This is a genomic window from Acinetobacter sp. YH01022 (assembly GCF_013420235.1).
Classification (GTDB): Bacteria; Pseudomonadota; Gammaproteobacteria; order Pseudomonadales; family Moraxellaceae; genus Acinetobacter.
The window spans coordinates 1-2,188 of the sequence record NZ_VOYP01000092.1 but is presented as its reverse complement, the minus strand read 5'-3'; the positions used below and the strand labels follow the sequence as shown (position 1 = coordinate 2,188).

At 47.4% G+C, this 2,188-nt stretch carries 3 protein-coding genes; all 3 read left to right on the top strand.

Annotated features, from left to right (window positions below; genetic code table 11):
• The coding region (locus tag FTT87_RS15720) for a transposase (protein ID WP_218954225.1) at nucleotides 1–347 on the top strand (347 nt) is incomplete at its 5' end.
• Nucleotides 344–679, top strand: coding sequence for an IS66 family insertion sequence element accessory protein TnpB (gene tnpB, locus FTT87_RS15715; protein ID WP_000618091.1), 336 nt, complete (start codon nucleotides 344–346; stop codon nucleotides 677–679). The genes FTT87_RS15720 and tnpB, both read left to right, overlap by 4 nt.
• A gap of 74 nt (nucleotides 680–753) precedes the next feature.
• Nucleotides 754–2,188 (top strand): IS66 family transposase (locus FTT87_RS15710; protein WP_180175102.1); only part of this gene is annotated, 1,435 nt, incomplete at its 3' end.

Below are 2,188 nucleotides of genomic sequence, written 5' to 3'. Positions count from 1 at the left end.
CTAAAAAACGCAGAACATACAGCAAAGAATTCAAACTCAGTATTGTCAATGCCTGTAAAAATCCTAATACCTCGATCGCTTCGGTCGCACTGCAACATAGTATTAATGCCAACCTTGTCAGTCGTTGGATCAGGATCTTCAGCCATCATGAGGGTGCCGTGCAGGATCCTACTCATGTGAATCCAGCATTTATTGCTTTGCCTTACACTGCTGCAATCAGCCAACCTATTGATGAGAGGATCACGTTGTGTATCACCGTGCCTCATACGAATAATGATATTCAGCTAAAATGGCAGACATCAGAAATACCTGCCTTGGCAGAATTACTCAAGGCACTGGCAACATGATCCGCATTGATGAAATCTGGTTGTCTACTCAGCCCATGGACATGCGTGCAGGTATGGATACGACCATGGCTCAGGTGGTGAGAGCCTTTGGCTACATCAAACCGCATTGTGCTTACCTGTTCTGTAATAAACGTGGCCATCGCATGAAAGTACTGGTACATGATGGACTGGGCATCTGGCTGTGTGCCCGGCGGCTGGAACAGGGCAAATTTCACTGGGCTCAAGTTCACCAAGGTGAAACCGTGGCCCTCAGCCCGGAACAGTTACAGGCACTGATCCAAGGTTTGCCCTGGCAGCGCATTGGACGACAGCAGGTGGTGACGATGCTTTAAACCAGGCTGTTCCATTCTGCTATTCTCCAAACGTTCTATTTCATTCTTCTCATGACCTCAGGCATACTGCGGTCATGAATACGCTGCCTGACTTAAGCCAACTGACCCATGAACAACTGCTGGAATTTACCCGGCAGTTGGCGATGCAGCATCAGTCTCTAGCACAATCAAACCAGCAATTAGATGCCAGAGTTCAACATCTTGAAGTCACCAATCAGCAATTAGATTCTAAAGTTCAACATCTTTCTATTCTCAATCAAAAATACGAGCATGAACTCGCACTATTTAAACAGCACAAATTCGGCAGTAAAAACGAACATCTCACCGCAAAACAAATCCACCTATGGGATGAAGCGGTTGAAGAAGATATTGCTGCTGTTGATCTGGAATTAGAACGATTAAATGCAGATAAAACCGATGCAGCGACACACAAAGCCAAAACCAATAAACCTAAACGTCGACTGCTGCCAGATCATCTACACACCATCCGTATTGAGCATGAACCTGCATCAACCCAATGCAGTTGTGGCTGCCAACTCCGTCGTATCGGCGAAGATGTCAGTGAAAAACTGCATTTCAGACCGGCAAAGTTCTATAAGGAACAGCATGTGCGTGGTAAATGGGTCTGTGATCAGTGTGACACCCTGACTCAGCAAGCAATGCCCGCCTATGTGATTGATAAAGGCATTGCTTCACCTGAACTGCTCAGCCATGTGTTGGTATCGAAGTATGCCGATCATTTACCGCTGTACCGTCAACGTCTGATCTATCAGCGGGCGGGTATTGATTTATCCAGATCAACGTTATCTGACTGGATAGGTCGCTGCGGTGTGGAACTGGAACCTCTGGCCAATGCCTTAAAAGAGGTGGTACTGCAACAGCAGGTGCTGCATGCAGATGAAACACCGGTCACCATCATGCGGATGGGTGAGAATGAGAAAAAACCGAAGAAAGGTTATGTCTGGGCCTATGCCACCACACAGTACAATCCAGTTCAGGCAGTGATCTATGACTTTCAGGATAGCCGTTCTGGCCAGCATGCTGAAGAGTTCCTGAAAGACTGGCAGGGTCATCTGGTTTGTGATGATTACAGTGGTTATAAAGCACGCTTTAAATCAGGCCATGTCATTGAGGTGGGCTGCATGGCACATGCACGTCGTAAATTCCATGAACTGCATGTAACTGGGAAAAGTCAGGTCGCTGAACAGGCATTGGTGCTGATTCAGAAACTGTATGCGATAGAAGCAGAACTCAGGAAAAAGACCGATGGTACAGCGGAAGACCGCCGCGAATACCGACAACAGCATAGCCAACCGGTGATGCAACAACTATATGAATGGCTCAACCAACATCATCTGACAGTGCCATCGAGTTCTCCCACCGCCAAGGCCATCAATTACACTCTGAAGCGTTGGCCAGCTTTAAGCCGCTATCTGGATGATGGCAATCTACCTATTTGCAATAATTGGGTCGAGAATCAGATGCGTCCCTGGGCGTTGGGGCGCAAGA